The organism is Actinokineospora fastidiosa (genome assembly GCF_014648415.1).
GTDB classification, from domain to species: domain Bacteria; phylum Actinomycetota; class Actinomycetes; order Mycobacteriales; family Pseudonocardiaceae; genus Actinokineospora; species Actinokineospora fastidiosa.
The window spans coordinates 964628-982816 of sequence record NZ_BMRB01000002.1 but is presented as its reverse complement, the minus strand read 5'-3'; the positions used below and the strand labels follow the sequence as shown (position 1 = coordinate 982816).

The 18189-nt window shown below is 73.3% G+C and carries 18 protein-coding genes; 13 read left to right on the top strand and 5 right to left on the bottom strand.

Annotated elements, in window-relative coordinates:
- The first annotated feature begins 39 nt into the window (after positions 1-39).
- Positions 40-891 (top strand): GNAT family N-acetyltransferase, encoded by an 852-nt coding sequence (locus IEY98_RS14410; RefSeq protein WP_189210935.1) that lies wholly within the window; start codon positions 40-42, stop codon positions 889-891.
- Here the strand turns inward: IEY98_RS14410 and IEY98_RS14405 are convergent.
- The 3 genes from IEY98_RS14405 to mptB are packed head-to-tail and all read right to left on the bottom strand — an operon-like array spanning position 875 to position 4106.
- Positions 875-1582, bottom strand: coding sequence for an ABC transporter permease (locus IEY98_RS14405; protein ID WP_189211792.1), 708 nt, complete (start codon positions 1580-1582; stop codon positions 875-877). The genes IEY98_RS14410 and IEY98_RS14405 overlap by 17 nt on opposite strands.
- A 53-nt stretch (positions 1583-1635) precedes the next feature.
- Positions 1636-2547, bottom strand: a complete 912-nt coding sequence (locus IEY98_RS14400) for an ABC transporter ATP-binding protein (protein WP_189210934.1) — start codon at positions 2545-2547, stop codon at positions 1636-1638.
- Positions 2548-2558: 11 nt separating this feature from the next.
- Positions 2559-4106: a polyprenol phosphomannose-dependent alpha 1,6 mannosyltransferase MptB gene (gene mptB / locus IEY98_RS14395; RefSeq protein WP_229786904.1), complete on the bottom strand. Its 1548-nt coding sequence runs from the start codon at positions 4104-4106 to the stop codon at positions 2559-2561.
- A gap of 148 nt (positions 4107-4254) precedes the next feature.
- On the opposite strand from mptB, the gene IEY98_RS14390 reads away from it, so the two are divergent.
- Genes IEY98_RS14390 through glmS form a run of 11 tightly spaced genes read left to right on the top strand, consistent with a single transcriptional unit; the run spans position 4255 to position 13562 of the window.
- A complete protein-coding gene (locus IEY98_RS14390; protein ID WP_189210932.1) occupies positions 4255-4986 on the top strand; it encodes a helix-turn-helix transcriptional regulator in 732 nt (243 codons plus the stop codon).
- Positions 4983-6425, top strand: a complete 1443-nt coding sequence (sufB, locus tag IEY98_RS14385; protein ID WP_189210931.1) for a Fe-S cluster assembly protein SufB — start codon at positions 4983-4985, stop codon at positions 6423-6425. Before IEY98_RS14390 ends, sufB begins: the two co-directional genes overlap by 4 nt.
- Positions 6426-7571, top strand: coding sequence for a Fe-S cluster assembly protein SufD (gene sufD / locus IEY98_RS14380; protein WP_189210930.1), 1146 nt, complete (start codon positions 6426-6428; stop codon positions 7569-7571).
- Entirely contained in the window at positions 7568-7882 is a 315-nt protein-coding gene (locus IEY98_RS14375; protein ID WP_189210929.1) for a non-heme iron oxygenase ferredoxin subunit, read from the top strand. Before sufD ends, IEY98_RS14375 begins: the two co-directional genes overlap by 4 nt.
- Positions 7883-7904: 22 nt before the next feature.
- Entirely contained in the window at positions 7905-8678 is a 774-nt protein-coding gene (sufC, locus tag IEY98_RS14370; protein WP_189210928.1) for a Fe-S cluster assembly ATPase SufC, read from the top strand.
- A 40-nt stretch (positions 8679-8718) separates the two neighbouring features.
- Positions 8719-10011, top strand: coding sequence for a cysteine desulfurase (locus IEY98_RS14365; protein WP_189210927.1), 1293 nt, complete (start codon positions 8719-8721; stop codon positions 10009-10011).
- Positions 10011-10451 (top strand): Fe-S cluster assembly sulfur transfer protein SufU, encoded by a 441-nt coding sequence (sufU, locus tag IEY98_RS14360; RefSeq protein ID WP_189210926.1) that lies wholly within the window; start codon positions 10011-10013, stop codon positions 10449-10451. Before IEY98_RS14365 ends, sufU begins: the two co-directional genes overlap by 1 nt.
- The gene (locus IEY98_RS14355; RefSeq protein WP_189210925.1) at positions 10448-10834 is read left to right on the top strand and encodes a metal-sulfur cluster assembly factor; all 387 of its coding nucleotides are present in this window, start codon (positions 10448-10450) and stop codon (positions 10832-10834) included. The genes sufU and IEY98_RS14355 overlap by 4 nt, the downstream gene beginning before the upstream one ends.
- A 47-nt stretch (positions 10835-10881) precedes the next feature.
- Positions 10882-11445 carry a G/U mismatch-specific DNA glycosylase gene (gene mug / locus IEY98_RS14350; protein WP_373292389.1) on the top strand — a complete coding sequence of 188 codons (564 nt, stop codon included), beginning with the start codon at positions 10882-10884 and terminating at the stop codon, positions 11443-11445.
- Between the two features lie 28 nt (positions 11446-11473).
- Positions 11474-11731, top strand: coding sequence for a hypothetical protein (locus tag IEY98_RS14345; RefSeq protein ID WP_189210923.1), 258 nt, complete (start codon positions 11474-11476; stop codon positions 11729-11731).
- Positions 11732-11741: 10 nt separating this feature from the next.
- Positions 11742-13562, top strand: coding sequence for a glutamine--fructose-6-phosphate transaminase (isomerizing) (gene glmS / locus IEY98_RS14340; protein ID WP_189210922.1), 1821 nt, complete (start codon positions 11742-11744; stop codon positions 13560-13562).
- Positions 13563-13572: 10 nt separating this feature from the next.
- Here the strand turns inward: glmS and IEY98_RS14335 are convergent, their stop codons facing one another.
- Together IEY98_RS14335 and IEY98_RS14330 are read right to left on the bottom strand one after the other, a co-directional pair.
- Complete coding sequence (locus IEY98_RS14335; RefSeq protein ID WP_189210921.1) at positions 13573-15300, bottom strand: GGDEF domain-containing protein; 1728 nt, start codon at positions 15298-15300, stop codon at positions 13573-13575.
- Positions 15301-15433: 133 nt separating this feature from the next.
- Complete coding sequence (locus IEY98_RS14330; RefSeq protein ID WP_229786903.1) at positions 15434-16594, bottom strand: lycopene cyclase family protein; 1161 nt, start codon at positions 16592-16594, stop codon at positions 15434-15436.
- 50 nt (positions 16595-16644) lie between these two features.
- On the opposite strand from IEY98_RS14330, the gene IEY98_RS14325 reads away from it, so the two are divergent.
- Positions 16645-18186: a deoxyguanosinetriphosphate triphosphohydrolase family protein gene (locus tag IEY98_RS14325; protein WP_189210920.1), complete on the top strand. Its 1542-nt coding sequence runs from the start codon at positions 16645-16647 to the stop codon at positions 18184-18186.
- The last annotated feature ends 3 nt before the right edge of the window (positions 18187-18189 follow it).

Below are 18189 nucleotides of genomic sequence, written 5' to 3'. Positions count from 1 at the left end.
GAGTTGAGGGCGGGCCGCCCCGGGCGGGAAGGTGGCGGGATGGCGGCGACGGCACGGCCCTACGGAGGTCTCGCCGACCTCCGCGCGATGCAGAACCTCACCCAGCGCCTGTGGCCGTGCCACTGGCACATCGGCGACCTGGCCTGGCAGCGCACGCAGCACCTCGACCGGGACTGGCCCATCGTGCTCTGGGAGGCAGGCGGCGAGACCGTCGCCTGGGCCTGGCAGCACCCGCCCGGCCACCTCGACTTCCTCACCGCCGACCCGGACCTCGTCGACGAGATCCTCGAGTGGTTCGCCAGCACCGCCACCGCCGAGCGCCTGACGGTCGGCATCGCCGACGACCGGCCGCACCTGCGGGCCGCGCTCGAACGCCACGGCTACGCCCCCGCAGACGAGTGCGTCCACCACTACCTCTCGCGGAGCCTCGCCGACCTCCCCGACCTGCCCGCGACGCCGGGCTACACCATCGGCCCCAGCACCGACTCGGCGAAACGGGTCGCGTGCCACCGGGCGGTGTGGCACCCATCGCGCGTGACCGAGGAGAGCTACCGGAACGTCAGCAGCACCTGGCCGTTCCGGCCCGAACTCGACTGGGTGGCGGTCGCCCCCGACGGCACGTACGCCGCCTACTGCCTCATCTGGCTCGACGACCACAACCGGGTGGGCGAGCTCGAACCGGTCGGCACCCACCCCGACCACCGCCGCAGGGGGCTCGCCCGCGCGGTCTGCCTCGGCGCGCTGCACGCGCTCAAGGACCTCGGCGCGGAGACCGCCGTGGTGTTCCCAGTGGACAGTCCGCCCGGGCATCCGGGGGCGATGACGCTCTACCGCGACCTCGGCTTTACCGAGTACGGCCGCGGGATGATCTACGCTAGGTCAACCGGGTAGTCCGGGTCGCCAGGACGCCCGCGCCCACGCCCCACGCCGTCAGCGTCACCCACACCGACAGCGGCGGGACGCCCCCGGACAGGGCCGTGGTGAGCCCGTCCGTCAGCGCAGCGGACGGCAGCAGCGCCACCACCGACGCCATCCCGGACGGCAGGTCCGCGGTGGCCACCACGATCCCGCCCGCCAGCAGCAGCACGAACCACACCACGTTCGCCAGGGCCAGCACGACCTCCGCCTTCAGCGCCCCGCCCAACAGCACGCCGAGCGCGCCGAAACACAGGGTGCCCAGCGCGAGCAGCGCGACCATCCACAGCAGACCGGACGGCGACCAGCCCAGCAGCAGCGCCACCACCGAGATGACGACCGCCTGCACGGCGACCACGACCAGCCCGGCGACCACCCGCCCCAGCACCAGCAGCCACCGAGGCAGCGCCGTGGCCGCCAGCCGCTTCAGCACGCCGTAGCGCCGGTCGAACCCGAGCGCGATCGCCTGGCCGGTGAAGGCCGAGGAGAGCACCGCGAGCGCCAGCACCCTGGGCGTCACCGCGTCCACCCTCGGCGAGGGCAGCGCGATCACCGGCACCAGCGTCAGCCCGATCAGCAGGGCCAGCGGGATCAGCAGCGTCAGCAGGACCTGCTCGCCGTTGCGCAGCGTCAGCGTCGCCTCGGTGCGCGCGTGCACCCACAGCATCCGGAGCGGGCGGCCCGCGCCCGGCGCCGGGGTGAAGGTGCCCGATGGGAAGGTCACGAGCGCAGCTCCCGTCCGGTCAGCTCCAGGAAGACGTCCTCCAGGCTGCGCCTGCCCACCCGCAGCTCCTCGGCGAGCACGCCCTGCTGGGCGCACCACGCCGTCACCGCCGAGACGACCTGCGGGTCGACCTCCCCGCTCACCAGGTAGGCCCCCGGCGACGGCTCGGCGACCACGCACGACTCCGGCAGCGCCGCGCTCAGCAGCGTCAGGTCGAGCCCGGGACGGGTGCGGAAGCGCAGCATCTGCCCCTCCGTGGTCAGCGCGGCGGGCGTGCCCTCGGCGACCACCCGGCCGCCGTCGATGATCACCACCCGGTCGGCGAGCGCCTCGGCCTCGTCCATCAGGTGCGTCGTCAGCAGGACGCTCACGCCGTCGGCGCGCAGCGCCGAGACCAGGTCCCACACCAGGCGCCGCGCCTGCGGGTCCAGGCCCGCGGTCGGCTCGTCCATGAAGACCAGCTCGGGGCGGCCCACCAGCGCGCACGCCAGGGACAGCCGCTGCTGCTGCCCGCCCGAGAGCCGCTTGTACGGCGTCCGCGCCGCGCCGGAGAGGCCCAGCACGTCCAGCAGCCAGGGCGGGTCCAGCGGGTCGCGCGCGCACGCGGCCACCAGCCGCAGCATCTCCGCGGCCCGCACCCCCGGGTACGCCCCGCCGCCCTGCGGCATGACCCCGACGCGCGGCCGCAGCGCGGCGGACATGGGGTCCATGCCGAGCACGCGCAGGCTGCCGGAGTCCGGGCGCAGGAAGCCCGCGCACATCTCCACGGTGGTCGTCTTGCCCGCGCCGTTCGGCCCGAGCAGCGCCAGCACCTGACCGCGCGGCAGGCTCAGGTCGACCCCCGCCACCGCGGTCGTCGGCCCGAAGCGCTTGACCACGTCGGCGACCTCGACGGCGGACTCGCTCACAGGCGGAAAGCCTAGGCCGTGCCGCTGGTCACGCGGCCTCCGGGCGTGCCGATGAGGTGCCTGCGCGCGAGCAGCACCGCCAGGCCGGTGGCGATGATCGCCGCGATGTAGGCGTAGGGCAGCTGGAACGTCCGCCCGTCGAACGGCGAGCCGGTCGTGTTGAGCACGACCGCGAGCGCGACGCTGATGCCGGTCGCCACCACGCGGAACTTCGTGTCGCCCGCCGCCGCGGCCAGCGGGACCGCGGCCCACAGCAGGTACCAGGGCTGCACGGTCGCGCCGAACACCAGCACCGCGCCCAGCGCGACGCCGAGGCCGGTGAGCGGGCGCAGCTTCCACCGGAAGCTGTCGAACAGCAGCTTGGCCGCGATCAGCGGCCCGATGACCGACCCGACGACCCGGCTGACGGTGATCGCGGCGTCCATGTGGTTGCCCAGGCCGAGCAGGATGCCCAGCCCGCCAGCGGCGAACCCGAGCGCGGTCATCGGGGCCAGCCAGCTCTTGATGGTCGCCGCCGTGTTCAGCGTCGCCACCCAGCCGTACCCGAGGCCGCTGCCCAGCGACGCCGCGGTCAGCACCACGGCGAAGACCACGAACAGCCCGCCCGCGACGGCGAACAGCCTGCTCCACTGCCCGCCGAGCCTGCGGGCGATCATCACCCCGAGGAAGCCCAGCGCCAGCGCGGCCGGGATCTTCACTGCCGCGCCAAGGGTGATCACCGACGCGCCGACGGCGTAGCCGACGAGCTCGCCGGGCTGCAGCGGCGGGAACGGGCCGTCGGGGCCCACCCACGGCATCCGCCGCAGCGCCAGCTCGAAGCCGACCAGCATGAGCCCGATCGCCAGCGACTCGTTGTGCACGCCGACGACCAGGTGGAACAGCACCAGCGGGTTCGCCGCGCCCAGCCAGAGCGCGCTGACCGGGTGCACGCCGAAGCGCCTGGCCAGCCGGGGCAGCGCCCAGATGATCATCGCCAGGCCGATCAGCGCCAGCAGCCGGTGCATGGCCACGCCCCACACGACGTGGCCGCCGGTCAGCCAGTTCACGATGCGGCCAGCCGAGAGGAACAGCGGCCCGTACGGCGACGGCGTCTCCCGCCACACCGTCGGCACGCCCTTGGTCAGCGGGTGGTCCACGCCGAGCGCCTGCGCCGGGCCCTCGGTGTAGGGGTCCATGCCCAGCGCGGCGATCTCGCTCTGCGCCAGGTAGCTGTAGACGTCGCGGCTGAAGCTGGGCACGGTGAACACCAGCGGCGTGATCCACATGACCAGCGTGCGGGCCATCTGCGGCAGCGACACCACCCGCTCGCGCGAGGGCCGCGACAGCCGCCCCAGCGCCAGCCAGGCCAGGACGAGCATGAACACGCCGGTGAAGCCCACCGCGATGGACACCGTGGGCATGCGGCTGAACAGGCTGAGCACCGGCAGCCGCAGCACCGGGTTGAACACCGGCGCCGCGCCCGCCCCCAGCGAGCCGAGCAGCAGCAGCAGCGCGCCGACCGTGCCGAAGCGGCGGATGACGTCGAGCTGCCTGCGCTCGGCGGCGTTCAGCCCCGTCACCGGAGTCACCGCTCCGCGCCGATCCGTGTCTCCCGCCACCACGTCGAGAGCGTATCGGGGCAGCGGGCAAGATCCGTTCGTGCGTGGTCCCGGTGACTCCGATCACCCCGCCTTTGCCGTCGTCGGCGAAATAAGACACACTTGTGTTGTGAAAAAGACGGCTCCGGCTCCGCGGACCCCCGACGGGGGTCCCGCGCAGCACGACGGGCGCACTCGGCAGAGTGTCGCGCGCCTGCTGCTGGAGCAGGGGCCGATCACGGCGGCCGCGATCGCCGAGGCGCTGGGCCTGAGCCCGGCGGCCGTCCGAAGGCACCTGGACGCACTGGTCGCCGACGGCGAGGCGGGCACGCGAGACGCCCCCCGCCGGGGCGACCGGGGCCGAGGACGACCCGCCAGGCTCTTCCTGCTCACCGAGGCGGGCCGCGCCCGCTTCGGCCACGCCTACGACGATCTCGCCATCGCCGCGCTGCGTTTCCTCGCCGAGAACGGGGGAGAGCAGGCGGTGCGCGCGTTCGCGGAGCGCCGGGTGGCCACGCTGGTCGACCGCCACCGCGCCGCGGTGACCGGCCAGAGCGATCCCGTGGCCAGGGCCCAGGCCTTGGCCGCCGCGCTGACCAGGGAGGGCTACGCTGCCTCGACCCGCGGCGTCGGCGCGGGGGAGCAGCTGTGCCAGCACCACTGCCCGGTGGCGCACGTCGCCGCGGAGTTCCCCGAGCTGTGCGAGGTGGAGACGGCGGCGTTCGCGTCGCTGTTGGGCACGCACGTGCAGCGGCTGGCGACCATCGCCAACGGGGACGCCGTGTGCACCACCCACGTCCCGCTGGCGAACGCACCCAAGGCCATAGCACCACCGGTTCCGGATGGAGGGAAGTCCGAATGACTGCCGCTGCCGAGCAGCGCACCACCACGCCGCTTTCGCAGGAAGAGACCCTTGCCACGCTCGGGCGCTACGAGTACGGCTGGGCCGATGCCGACACCGCGGGGGCGAGTGCGCAGCGCGGCCTGTCCGAGGCCGTCGTGCGGGACATCTCCGCGAAGAAGGACGAGCCGGAGTGGATGCTGGAGTCCCGGCTCAAGGCGCTGCGCCTCTTCGACCGCAAGCCGATGCCGTCCTGGGGCGCCGACCTCTCGGGCATCGACTTCGACAACATCAAGTACTTCGTGCGCTCCACCGAGAAGCAGGCCCAGTCCTGGGAGGACCTGCCCGAGGACATCAAGAACACCTACGACAAGCTGGGCATCCCGGAGGCGGAGAAGGCCCGCCTGGTCGCCGGTGTCGCCGCCCAGTACGAGTCCGAGGTGGTCTACCACAAGATCAACGAGGAGCTCGAGAAGCAGGGCGTGATCTTCCTCGACACGGACACTGCGCTCAAGGAGCACCCGGAGCTGTTCGAGCAGTACTACGGCTCGGTCATCCCGCACGGCGACAACAAGTTCTCCGCGCTCAACGGGGCCGTCTGGTCCGGCGGGTCGTTCATCTACGTGCCGCCGGGCGTGCACGTGGAGATCCCGCTGCAGGCCTACTTCCGGATCAACACCGAGAACATGGGCCAGTTCGAGCGGACGCTGATCATCGTCGACGAGGGCGCCTACGTGCACTACGTCGAGGGCTGCACCGCGCCGATCTACTCCTCCGACTCGCTGCACTCCGCGGTCGTGGAGATCGTCGTCAAGAAGGGCGGCCGCTGCCGCTACACGACCATCCAGAACTGGTCGAACAACGTCTACAACCTGGTCACCAAGCGCGCCAAGGCCGAAGAGGGCGCGACCATGGAGTGGATCGACGGCAACATCGGCTCCAAGGTCACGATGAAGTACCCCGCGGTCTTCCTCATGGGCGAGCACGCCAAGGGCGAGGTCCTCTCGATCGCCTTCGCTGGCGAGGGCCAGCACCAGGACGCGGGCGCGAAGATGGTTCACATGGCCCCGCACACCTCCTCGACGATCGTGTCGAAGTCGGTGGCCCGCGGTGGCGGCCGCACGTCCTACCGCGGCCTGGTCCAGGTGAACAAGCGCGCCCACAACTCCAAGTCCACGGTGAAGTGCGACGCGCTGCTGGTCGACCAGATCAGCCGCTCGGACACCTACCCCTACGTCGACATCCGCGAGGACGACGTGCAGATGGGGCACGAGGCCACCGTCTCCAAGGTCAGCGACGACCAGCTGTTCTACCTGATGTCGCGCGGCCTGACCGAGGACGAGGCCATGGCGATGGTCGTGCGCGGGTTCGTCGAGCCCATCGCGCGCGAGCTGCCCATGGAGTACGCGCTGGAACTGAACCGACTGATCGAGCTGCAGATGGAAGGAGCGGTCGGCTAAATGACCGTCTCTGTCGACAAGCCGGTCGTGCCCGAGTCGTCGCGGGCCGACTGGTTCACCTCCTATGACGTCGAGGCGTTCGAGACCCCCTCCGGCCGGGAGGAGATCTGGCGCTTCACGCCGATGAAGCGGCTCGCGGGCCTGCACACCGGCGCCGCCGCAACCGGCTCGGCGTCGGTCGAGGTGGACGCCGCGCCCGAGGTGCGCGTCGAGACCGTCGAGCGCGCCGACGCCCGCATCGGCCAGGCGGGCGTGCCCGCCGACCGGGTCGCGGCGCAGGCGTACTCCTCGTTCACGTCGGCCACCGTGGTGACCGTGCCGGGGGAGACCAAGGCGTCGAAGCCGACCACGGTCACCGTGACCGGGCCGGGCGCGGGCCAGGTCGCCTACGGGCACCTCCAGGTGCGCGCGGAGCTGTTCGCCGAGGGCGTCGTGGTGCTCGACCACCGCGGCTCCGGGGTGTACGCCGACAACGTCGAGTTCGTGCTGGCCGACGGCGCCAAGCTGACCGTGGTGTCCATTCAGGACTGGGCGGACGACGCGGTGCACGTCTCGGCCCACCACGCCAAGGTCGGCCGCGACGCGCTGCTCAAGCACATCGTGGTCACCCTCGGCGGCGACGTCGTGCGGGTCTCGCCGACGGCGGCGTTCGCCGGTCCCGGCGGCGAGGTCGACCTGACCGGGCTGTACTTCGCCGACGCGGGCCAGCACCTGGAGCACCGCACCTTCGTCGACCACGCGCAGCCCAACTGCACGTCCAATGTGGTCTACAAGGGCGCGCTGCAGGGTGATGACGCGCACACGGTCTGGATCGGCGACGTGCTGATCCGCGCCGCGGCCGAGGGCACCCAGACCTACGAGCTGAACCGCAACCTGGTCCTCACCGACGGCGCGCGCGCCGACTCGGTGCCGAACCTGGAGATCGAGACCGGCGAGATCGCAGGCGCGGGCCACGCGTCGGCGACCGGCCGGTTCGACGACGAGCAGCTGTTCTACCTGCAGGCGCGCGGCATCCCCGAGGACCAGGCCCGCAGGCTGGTGGTGCGCGGGTTCTTCCACGAGCTGCTGATGAAGATCGACGTCCCCGAGGTGCGCGAGCGCCTGGAGGCCGCGATCGAGGCCGAGCTGGCGGCGGTCGGGGCATGACCCGCGTGTGCGCCCTGGCCGACCTCGACGACGGCAAGCCGTTCGCCGTCGAGGTCGACGACGTGGCCGTGGTGCTGGTGCGCCAGGGCGACGAGGTGCACGCCCTGCGGGACGAGTGCTCCCACGCCGAACTGGCGCTGTCGGAGGGCGAGGTGACCCGCAAGGGCATCGAGTGCTGGCTGCACGGGTCGTGCTTCGACCTGCGCACCGGCGCGCCCTCCGCGCCGCCCGCGACCGAACCCGTCGACGTCTACGCCGTGACCGTGGTCGCTGGCGATGTGCACGTCGACATCACCACCACGACGAACTGACTTTTTGGAGTAGGAAGCCGCAATGGCCACGCTGGAAATCAAGGACCTGCACGTCTCGGTCGCCACGGACGAGGGTCCCAAGGAGATCCTCAAGGGCGTCGACCTCACCGTGAAGGCGGGCGAGACGCACGCGATCATGGGCCCCAACGGCTCGGGCAAGTCGACGCTGAGCTACGCCGTCGCCGGGCACCCGAAGTACGAGGTCACCTCGGGTTCGGTCACCCTCGACGGGGTCGACGTGCTGGAGATGAGCGTGGACGAGCGGGCCCGCGCGGGCCTGTTCCTGGCCATGCAGTACCCGGTCGAGGTCCCGGGCGTGTCCATGTCGAACTTCCTGCGCACCGCGGCGACCGCGGTCCGCGGCGAGGCGCCGAAGCTGCGGACCTGGGTCAAGGAGGTCAAGGCGGCGATGGGCGAGCTGGAGATCGACCCGTCCTTCGCCGAGCGCAGCGTCAACGAGGGCTTCTCCGGCGGGGAGAAGAAGCGCCACGAGATCCTGCAGCTGGCGCTGCTGAACCCGAAGATCGCCATCCTCGACGAGACCGACTCCGGCCTCGACGTGGACGCGCTGCGCGTGGTGTCCGAGGGCGTCAACCGCTTCCGCGCCTCCGGCGAGTCCGGTGTGCTGCTGATCACGCACTACACCCGCATCCTGCGCCACATCACCCCCGACTTCGTGCACGTCTTCGCTGGTGGCCGCATCGTCGAGTCCGGCGGCAAGGAGCTGGCCGACGTGCTGGAGGCCGAGGGCTACGTGAAGTACGCGGGCAAGCAGGAAGCCGCGAGCGCGTCCTGACGTTGTACCGCGTAGGCCCTTGGAGGAGGTGGCTTTCCCGGTGACCGCACTGACCGCGCCGTTGGACGTGGCCGCGCTGCGCGCGGACTTCCCGATCCTCGGCCGCACCGTCCGCGACGGCAAACGCCTGGTGTACCTGGACTCCGGGGCCACGTCGCAGCGGCCGCGCCAGGTGCTCGACGCCGAGCGGGAGTTCCTGGAGCGGCACAACGCCGCCGTGCACCGCGGCGCGCACCAGCTCGCCGAGGAGGCCACGGACGCCTACGAGTCCGCCCGCGCGCGCATCGCCGCGTTCGTCGGGGTGACGCCGGACGAGGTCGTGTTCACCAAGAACGCGACCGAGGGCATCAACCTGGTGGCGTACGCGATGGGCAACGCGGCCACCGCGGGCCCGGAGTCGGCGCGGTTCGTGCTCGGTCCCGGCGACGAGATCGTGGTCACCGAGATGGAGCACCACGCCAACCTCGTCCCGTGGCAGCAGCTCGCCCAGCGCACCGGCGCGACGCTGCGCTGGTTCGGCGTCACCGACGACGGCAGGCTCGACCTGTCCGACCTGGACGCGCTGGTGACCGAGCGCACGCGGCTGGTGGCGTTCACCCACCAGTCGAACGTGCTCGGCACGGTCAACCCGGTCGCGGCGCTGGTCGCCCGCGCCCAGGCCGTGGGCGCGCTGACCGTGCTCGACGCCTGCCAGTCCGTGCCGCACGCGCCGGTCGACCTCGCGGCGCTGGGCGTGGACTTCGCGGTGTTCTCCGGGCACAAGATGCTGGGACCGTCCGGCATCGGCGTGCTCTACGGGCGCCGGGAGCTGCTGGGCTCGATGCCGCCGTTCTTGACCGGCGGATCGATGATCGAGATGGTCGAGATGGCCCGGTCCACCTTCGCCCCGCCGCCGCAGCGGTTCGAGGCCGGGGTGCCGATGACCTCCCAGGCCGTCGGCCTGGGCGCGGCGGTGGACTACCTCAACGCCGTGGGCATGGACCGCGTGGCCGAGCACGAGCACGCGCTGACCGTGGCCGCGCTGGCGGGGCTGGCCGAGATCCCCGGCGTCCGGGTGCTGGGCCCCGGCCTGGACGCCGCAGGCGACGTGGCCGACCGCGGCGGCGCGGTGTCGTTCGTCATCGACGGCGTCCACCCGCACGACGCGGGCCAGGTGCTCGACGACGAGGGCGTGGCGGTCCGGGTGGGCCACCACTGCGCGTGGCCGCTGCACCGGCGGCTGGCGGTGCCCGCCAGCGTGCGGGCGAGCTTCTACCTCTACAACGACCTGGGCGACATCGCCGCGCTGCTGGACGGGGTCCGGGCGGCCCAGCGGTTCTTCGGGGTGGCGTGATGCAGCTGCAGCAGATGTACCAGGAGATCATCCTGGACCACTACAAGAACCCGCACGGGCGCGGCCTGCGCGAGCCGTACGACGCCGAGTCCTTCCAGGTCAACCCGACCTGCGGGGACGAGGTGACGCTGCGGGTCAGGCTCGCGGGCGACACCGTCGAGGACGTCTCCTACGAGGGGCAGGGCTGCTCGATCAGCCAGGCGTCGACGTCGGTGCTGACCGATCTCGTGGTCGGGCGGGGCGTGGCCGACGCGCTGTCCACGATGGACGCCTTCGTCGAGCTGATGCAGGGCCGCGGCCAGGTCGAGCCGGACGAGGACGTGCTGGAGGACGGCATCGCGTTCGCGGGCGTGGCGAAGTACCCCGCCCGCGTGAAGTGCGCGCTGCTTGGTTGGATGGCGTTCAAGGACGCGCTGGCCCGTACGGGAGGACAAGCATGACTGACGAGACCGTGGAGCGCGGCGCGGCGGGCATGCCCGAGATCGCCCCGCGCGCCGACAAGGCCAACCTCGACGACGTCGAGGAGGCCATGCGCGACGTGGTCGACCCCGAGCTGGGCATCAACGTGGTCGACCTCGGCCTGGTCTACGACATCCGGGTCGACGACGACAACACCGCCACGATCGACATGACCCTGACCTCGGCGGCCTGCCCGCTGACCGACGTCATCGAGGACCAGACCCGGGCCGCGCTCACCGGCGGCGCGGGCGGCGGGATCGTGTCGGACTTCCGCATCAACTGGGTGTGGATGCCGCCGTGGGGCCCGGAGAAGATCACCGAGGACGGCCGCGAGCAGCTGCGCGCCCTCGGCTTCACCGTCTAGCGGCGTCGCGGTGGCGGGGTTGATCCACTTCTGATCACATGGTGGGCGTGCCCCGCCCCACCCGCGCCGAACTGGACGCCGCCCGCGACCGCACCATCCCCGATGTCGTCGCGCCCGGTCTTGCGGTGCTGTTCTGCGGCATCAACCCCAGCCTGTACTCGGCGGCGACCGGTCACCACTTCGCGCGGCCGGGCAACCGGTTCTGGCCCGCGCTGCACCTGTCGGGCTTCACGCCGCGGCTGCTGCGCCCGGACGAGCAGGGCCTGCTGCCGGGGTTCGGGCTGGGCGTGACCAACCTGGTCCGCCGGGCGACCGCGCGGGCCGACGAGCTCTCCGCCGAGGAACTGGTGCGCGGCGGCGCGCGCCTGCGCGCACTCGTGGGGCGGTATCGGCCGAGGGTGGTGGCCGTCGTCGGCGTGACGGCCTATCGGGTCGCGTTCGGCATCCCCGACGCCCGCGTGGGCAGGCGGCCGGAGACCGTCGGGTCCGCCGCCGTCTGGGTGCTGCCCAATCCGAGCGGGCTCAACGCGCACTACCAGCTCCCCGATCTGGCGGCCGAGTTCCGCGCTCTGCGCCGCGCCCTGCCCGAAATCGGGCAGGAAAGTTGCTGAACCCGGTTCCGGGTGGCAGGGTCCGGTCGTGACCGACCCGCTTGTGAGGCACGTGGCCCAGAGCACCGGCCTGCCGCCCGCCGTGGCGGCCCGGGTCGTCGCGGACGTGGTGGCGTACTACGGCGAGACCGTCGAGCAGTTCGTCCGCCGCCGCCACGCCGAGCTGCGGAACCGGCAGCACCGCAACGCCGAGATCTGGACCGCCGTCGCCGAGGAGCTGGCCGCGCGGCCGTTCGCGGCGGAGGCGCTGTCCGAGCGGCAGCTGCGCAGGATCGTCTACGGGTGAGGAGCCGCTTGTGTGCGGGATCGTGGGATACGTGGGGGCGCGTCCGGCCGTCCCGGTGCTGGTCGAGGGCCTGCACCGGCTGGAGTACCGCGGGTACGACTCGGCCGGGGTCGCCGTGCCCCGGCGGGGGCGGATCGCGGTGACCAAGGTCGCGGGCCGCGTGCGCGACCTGCGGGACCGCCTCGACCTGCCCGGCGCCGCGACGACGGGCATCGGCCACACGCGCTGGGCGACCCACGGCGAGCCCAACGACCGCAACGCCCACCCGCACCTGGACGCGTCCGGACGGGTCGCGGTGGTGCACAACGGGATCATCGAGAACGCCGAGCAGCTGCGCGCCCGCCTGAGCGCCGACGGCGTCGCGCTGGCGTCGGACACCGACACCGAGGCGCTCGCCCACCTGATCGCCGCGTCGCTGGGCGACGGTCCGCTGGAGGACGCGGTGCGCACCGCCCTGCGGCACGTGGAGGGCACGTACGGCCTGGTGGTGCTGGACCGGACCAGGCCGGACGAGCTGGTGGTCGCGCGCAACGGGAGCCCCATCGTGCTCGGCGTGGGCGAGGGGGAGATGTTCGTCGCCTCCGACGTCGCCGCCCTGGTCCACCACACCCAGCGCGTGGTGTTCCTGGACGACGGCGAGGTGGCCACGGTGAAGGCGGGGGAGTACCGCACCAGCACCCTGGACGCCACGACGACGACGCGCACCCCGACCACGGTGGACCTCGAGTCGGGCTCGTACGGCCTCGACGGCCACCCGGACTTCATGCGCAAGGAGATGGCCGAGCAGCCCGAGGCCGTCCGCCGCGCGCTGCGGGGGCGGCTGGACACCCGGTTCGCCACCGCGCACCTGGGCGGCCTCGACCTGGACCCGGTGGCGCTGCGCTCGGTGCGCCGGGTGAAGTTCCTCGGCTGCGGGTCGGCCTACTACGCGGGCCAGATCGGCGCGGGGCTGGTGGAGTCGCTGGCGCGCATCCCGGCCGACGCCGAGCCCGCATCGGAGTTCCGGTACCGGAACCCGGTGGTGGACCCGGACACGCTGTACGTGGCGGTCAGCCAGTCGGGGGAGACCCTGGACACGCTCGCGGCGGTGCAGGAGCTGCGCCGCAAGGGCGGCCGCGTGATAGGCGCGGTGAACGTCGTCGGCAGCGCGATCGCGCGCGAGTGCGGCAGCGGGGTGTTCCTGCACGCGGGCCCGGAGATCTCGGTGGCGTCGACGAAGGCGGTGACGACGATGGGCGTGTCGTTCGCCATGCTGGCGCTGCTGCTGGGCCGGGTGCGCGACCTCTCCGCCGCCGCGGGCGCGCGGGTCGTCGCGGGCCTGCAGGCCCTGCCGGAGCGCATCGAGGCCGCCCTGGCCCTGGACGACGAGATCGCGGGGATCGCCTCGCGGTACGCCTCGGCCCGGCACATGTTCTTCCTGGGCCGGGTGAGCGGCTGGCCGGTGGCGCGGGAGGGCGCGCAGAAGCTCAAGGAGGTGTCGTACGTGCACGCGGAGGCCTACCAGGCGGCGGAGCTGAAGCACGGCCCGATCGCCCTGATCGACAAGGACATGCCGAGCGTGGTGATCGTGCCGGACGACGACATCGTGGTGAAGAACGTGTCCACTATGGAGCAGATTCGCGCCAGGGGCGGGCCGGTGATCGCCGTGACCACTGTGGACCTCCCCGCCGGGGTGGCGGACGAGGTGGTGCGGGTGCCCCGGGGGGAGGCCGTGCTGGACCCGCTGGTGCTGGGGATTCCGTTGCAGCTCCTGGCGTACCACACTGCCGCGGCTTTGGGCCGGGACATCGACAAGCCGCGGAACCTGGCCAAGAGCGTGACGGTGGAGTAAGCGCCGGGCGCTACCCCGCCACTCGGTCCGGGGAGGGCATGGCCCGCTGGAGGGCGGGGTCCGCGGTGCGCACGGTCCGGCCTCGGAGCACTTCGACGCGGTCGGTGCCGGTGCGGCCCAGCACCCAGCTCGAGCCCGGTACGGCCTTCGCGCGCTTCTTCAGGGCCGCCAGCTGCCGGGAGACGTCGCGGTACGACGAGATCGTGCCCGCGCCGCAGACCAGGGAGGCCAGGGACACGCACACCTCGACGCCCTCGGTGGACCAGGGGCGGTCGACCACCCTGGCGGCCACGGCGGCGATCTCATCGACCTCGGCGACCACCAGGAAGTCGTCGCCGCCGACGTGGCCGACGCGGACGCCCGGCAGTTCGGCCTGGGCGCGGGAGAGCTCGCGGCCGATGGCGCGGATCAGGTCGTCGCCAGCGGCGAAGCCCGCCGTGTCGTTCACGGCCTTGAAGGAGTCCACGTCCAGCCAGGCGGCCACGAACATCGCGCCGCGGCGGATGCGGCGGTCGATCTCGCGGTCGATGACGTCGCTGCCCGGTAGGCGGGTCAGCGGGTTGAGGGCCGCCGCCTGCTCGATGCGCGCCGCGGCCACCGCGCGGACGACCTCGCCGAGGCGGACGACGCCCTGGCAGACCCCCGCGGCGTCCACGACCACGATGTCCTCGCCCCAGCGGTCCCACTCGGCGTCGTCGACGGCCTCCAGGAGCTGCAGGCCGGTGGCGTCGATGCCGATGATCCGCGAGGGCTCGCCGTGGCGGGCCGCCGGGCGCTTGGCGTTGAGGGCGTGGCCGTAGAGGCCGGTGACGGCCAGCAGGAAGCGGCTGCGCGTGACGGTGCCCACCGGCTTGCCGTCCGGGTCGAGCAGGACGATGCCGTTGACCGTCGGGTCGTCGGCGAAGCGCTCGCGGGCGGCCTCGGCGGGGGCGTCCTCGGGCAGGGTGGACGCCTGCCGGAGGAAGTCGGCGACCATCGGCACGCCCGTGCCCTCGGTGGTGGTCGTGGCGTTCAGCTCGATGATCTCGGCGACCGGGCGGGGCAGCTGGGCCGGGATGCCGACGCGGCTCGCGCCCGCCAGCAGGTTGCCCTGGGCCAGCCGCACGCCCGCGCGGTTGAGGCAGAGCAGCTGCTCCTCGTTGTCCACGCCGACGGCGGCGAGGCGCACGTCGACCCGGGCGCAGTACTGGGCGAGGAACTCCACGACCGCGCGGCAGGCGTCGTCGTCCGGCAGGCCGCCGATCAGGTGGGCGTCGAGCTTGACCAGGTCCGGCCGCAGGTCGGTGAGCAGGGTGAGGGGCAGGTCGCCGTCGCCGACGGCGTCGAAGGCGATGCGGAAGCCCTGCTCGCGCAGCGCGGTCACGCCGCGGACGAGGGCGGCGCGGTGGACGCGGCTGTACGGCGGGGTGATCTCCAGGACGACGTCGTGCGGGTGCCTGCCGCACCGGGCCAGCGCCGGGCGCAGGAACCGGATCAGCTCGTCGGCGCGGGTCGCCGTGGCGGCGAGGATGTTGACGTGCACCGGCAGCGCGGTGCTGTGCCCCGCCGCGGCCAGCAGCGCCCCGCTGGCGAGGGAGATATCCGTCTCGGTCAGCCTGCCCGCTTTTCCGGCCTGCCTGAGCAAGTCGTAGATGGAGCCGTCCTTGGGCCGGGCCAGGGCCTCGACCGCCACGGTCTCCCCGGTGCGGGTGCTGAGCAATGGCTGGAACGCGAAGCTGACGTCCGGCACCACGGTCACGCCGGACAGTGTGCACTCCGACCAGGCCTTTGGGCGCCTTTGTCACCAGGTGTTCACTGAGCATTGTTCTTCGCCGCCCGGCATTCCCCGAATGGGTGAATGAATGCCGAAGATCAATTGTTGCGGTGAAGATCTATCGCAGTGTGGCCAGTTTTCGGCGAATCGGCCACGGCGAGGTAGCGAAGATCGCGGACATGGCCGCCACGGTGCCCGCGAGGTCCGCGCGCCCGGTGAGGAACGCCCGCCTGCGCCCGGCGGGCTGGGCGAAGAACCCGGCGAAGAACTCCGGCACCCGCTCCGGCGGGAGGGCCAGCAGCGCGCGCAGCCCCTGCCTGCGCAGCGCGTGCACCGCGCGGGCCGGGCGCGGCCACACGGCGGCGCGCGCCGCGGCCGCGGCGGCGGCCGGGCCCTCGGGCAGGGCGGCGGCGATCGCCTCGGCCACGGCGGGCGCGGTGGCCAGGGCGTCGCCGACGCTGTAGCCGGTGGCCGGGTGCACCATGGCCGCCGCCGAGCCGAAGGCCACCGGCGCGGCGTGCCCCCGCGCGGTGGCCGGGGTGCGGATCGGCAGGTCGAGCGGGAAGCGCACGCGCTCGGTCCGCGCGTCGGCCGGGACGGCGACGCCCGCGGCCGCGAGCCTGCGGGCCAGCCGGGCGCGCAGGACGTCGGAGCCGACGCCCGGGCGCGCGGCCAGGGACGTCTCCTCCACCAGCGTGCTCCCGTCGGGCAGCGGGACGGCGTAGAGGAACGTGGCCAGGCCGTCGGCGGTGTCCCAGTCGTCCATGAACACCGCCGTGCCCGGCGGCGCGAGCGGGGCGGCCACGTCGGCGGGCAGGACGACGCCCACGGCGGACTGCTCGACCCGGGGACCGGGCGGGCGCCCGCCGGTGAGGCCGCGCCGGTGCCCGGTCGCGTCGACGACGACAGCGGCGCTGATCTCGCCCCCGGAGTCCAGGTGCACGGTGACGCCGCGCGCCGTGCCGGTGACGCCCACCGCCTTGTCGCGCACCACCGGCGTCTTGCCCGCGACGTACGCGGCGACCGTGGCGGCGTTGTCGAGGACGGCGTACGGGCGGTCGACGGGACGCCCGCAGGCGCGCACCTCCGTCGCGGTCACCATGTACGCGCCCGGGGGCAGCGTGTCGGCCTGGTCGGCCCAGAGCCCGTAGGTCGGCCGCCATGCCGCGTCCGGCCGCGGGGCCACCACGGTCGTGGAGAGCCCCCGAGTGGTGCATGCGCGGGCCAGCGCCCACCCGGCCGGTCCGCTGCCCGCGACGATCACGTCCACCGCTGCCACGGCGACGATCCCACCACGTTCGGCCGAACGCGGGGAATAGGCTCTCCGGCATGGCCGAACACGACCGCGCCGGGCGCCGCGACCCCGGACCCGCGCCCGGGGACCTGGCCGCCACGCCGTTCCGCGGCGACCGGGACCGGCTGGTCGCCTCGCCGTTCTTCGCCCGGCTGGGCGGGGTGACGCAGGTGGTGACGGCGGGCGGCTCCGGCCTGCTGCACAACCGCCTCACCCACAGCCTCAAGGTCGCCCAGGTGGCGCGGGCGATCGCCGAGCGGCTGGCCGCCGACCCCGACGTCGCGCCGCTGCTGGCCGACCTCGGCGGCTGCGACCCGGACGTGGTCGAGGCCGCCGCGGTCGCCCACGACCTCGGGCACCCGCCGTTCGGCCACCTCGGCGAGCAGGTGCTCGACCGGCTGGCCCGGCACCGCTTCGGCCTGCCCGACGGGTTCGAGGGCAACGCGCAGAGCTTCCGCATCGTGACCACGACCGACACGCGCGGGCCGAAGGCCGCGGGCCTGGACCTGACCGCCGCGGTGCGCGCTGCCGTCCTCAAGTACCCGTGGACGCGGCTGACCCACCCGGACCCGCACCCGAGGACGATGGCCGACCCGCCGCGCGGCGCCGCCGAGCCGCCGGAGTCGCCCGGCACCGGGTCGGCGAAGTTCTCCGCCTACGTCACCGAGCTCGACGACCTGCTCGACTGCCGCGCGCCGTTCGCCGGGAGGATCGCCGACTGGCAGCAGACCGTCGAGTCCTCGGTGATGGACAACGCCGACGACATCGCCTACGCCATCCACGACCTGGAGGACTTCCACCGCATCGGCGTCCTCCAGCACGCGCCGGTCTCCGCCGAGCTGAGCCGCTGGGAGCGCGGGCGCGCGGAGTTCGCCCAGCTCTCCGACACCGAGCTGGCCGCCGACCGGCGCAGGCCGGGCCGGTCCCTGGAGGCGCTGCGCCGCCGTCTGCACCTGCGCGACGGCTGGATGGTCGACGACGACGCCTTCGCCGCCGCCGTCACCCGGGTCCGCGAGGACCTCGTCGACGCGCTGCTGGCCGTCCCGTTCGACGGCTCGGTGGCCGCCGAGCAGGCCTTCGGCGCGTTCTCCACCGGCTGGACGCGGCGGCTGGTCGCGGGCGTGCACGTGCTCGCCGACCCGCCGACGCGGTCCGGGCACGTGCTGCTGGCGTGCGACCAGTGGCACGAGGTCCAGGTGCTCAAGTTCGTCCACCGCCGCTTCGTGCTGCTGCGGCCCGACCTGGCGCTGCACCAGCGCGGACAGGCGCGGCTGCTCACCTCGCTGGTGGAGGCGCTCGACCAGTGGCTGGCGGACCCGTACGAGGCCGACCGGCTGCCGCGGCGGCTGTTCGACCTCGTCGAACTCGCCCACGACGAGTACAGCGAGCTGGCGAAGGACCATCCGGAGACCCTGGTCGGCCCGCGCGGGGAGCGCGAGGTCAGCGTGCCCGCGCTGGCCAGGGGCCGGGCGGTGATCGACTTCGTCGCCTCGCTCACCGACGGCCAGACCGTGTCCCTGCTCGACGCGCTCAGCGGCCGGGAGAGCCGGTTCTGGTCGGACGCCCTGGTGCTCTGAGCC

Excerpts from the sequence above, each read along its gene's own strand:
- IEY98_RS14375 (WP_189210929.1), top strand. The coding sequence starts at position 7,568 with ATGACCCGCGTGTGCGCCCTGGCCGACCTCGACGACGGCAAGCCGTTC.
- sufB (WP_189210931.1), top strand. The coding sequence starts at position 4,983 with ATGACTGCCGCTGCCGAGCAGCGCACCACCACGCCGCTTTCGCAGGAA.
- IEY98_RS14355 (WP_189210925.1), top strand. The coding sequence starts at position 10,448 with ATGACTGACGAGACCGTGGAGCGCGGCGCGGCGGGCATGCCCGAGATC.
- sufC (WP_189210928.1), top strand. The coding sequence starts at position 7,905 with ATGGCCACGCTGGAAATCAAGGACCTGCACGTCTCGGTCGCCACGGAC.
- sufD (WP_189210930.1), top strand. The coding sequence starts at position 6,426 with ATGACCGTCTCTGTCGACAAGCCGGTCGTGCCCGAGTCGTCGCGGGCC.
- IEY98_RS14405 (WP_189211792.1), bottom strand. The coding sequence starts at position 1,582 with ATGCTGTGGGTGCACGCGCGCACCGAGGCGACGCTGACGCTGCGCAAC.
- IEY98_RS14325 (WP_189210920.1), top strand. The coding sequence starts at position 16,645 with ATGGCCGAACACGACCGCGCCGGGCGCCGCGACCCCGGACCCGCGCCC.
- sufU (WP_189210926.1), top strand. The coding sequence starts at position 10,011 with ATGCAGCTGCAGCAGATGTACCAGGAGATCATCCTGGACCACTACAAG.
- IEY98_RS14410 (WP_189210935.1), top strand. The coding sequence starts at position 40 with ATGGCGGCGACGGCACGGCCCTACGGAGGTCTCGCCGACCTCCGCGCG.